This is a genomic window from Vibrio sp. 10N.222.46.A1 (genome assembly GCF_041473595.1).
GTDB classification, from domain to species: domain Bacteria; phylum Pseudomonadota; class Gammaproteobacteria; order Enterobacterales; family Vibrionaceae; genus Vibrio; species Vibrio tasmaniensis_A.
In genome coordinates, this window is the sequence record NZ_JBFRSN010001782.1 from 1 (window position 1) to 518 (window position 518).

The window sequence follows — 518 nt, forward strand, 5'->3', positions numbered from 1 at the left end:
GTTCTCTTGAGCACATCATTCCAAATTCACTTGGTGGACAAATGAAATCAAAGTACATCTTAACGGATGAAGCTAATAGATTTTTGAACGAAGACATAGATAAAAAATTTAATAGTATATTTAGTTCATGGGTTTCTAGACTAGATTTGAAAAGAGATAGAAAGAAGACTCAAAGCTTTGCTGCTTTCCACAAAGGCTATGGTGTTGATGTCTTCTATAGAAATGGTAAATTCTTTCCAAAAAAACCATTTTTTGATAAGGATAAAAAGGCTATATATGCCGATTCTGAGAAGACAGGTCAGAACTATAAAAAGTATTTGATAAAAAATGGCAAAGTTGAAGAAGATGATACTGTCGTAATATTTGATGATTTAGCTGGTAATTTTAATGTTCCATTTGATTTAGGGAATACTATATTCAAGCGGGGGTTAGCGAAGGTAGCTGTAGGCTACGCTGCAAAAAATGGCATACTAAGAAAAAATATGAAATGTATCATAGACTTGGATAATAATGTAATA

General features: G+C 31.9%; 1 protein-coding gene. It reads left to right on the plus strand.

Annotated elements, in window-relative coordinates:
- Positions 1 to 41 precede the first annotated feature (41 nt).
- The coding region (locus AB4496_RS29305; protein WP_372133644.1) for a hypothetical protein at positions 42 to 518 on the plus strand (477 nt) is incomplete at its 3' end.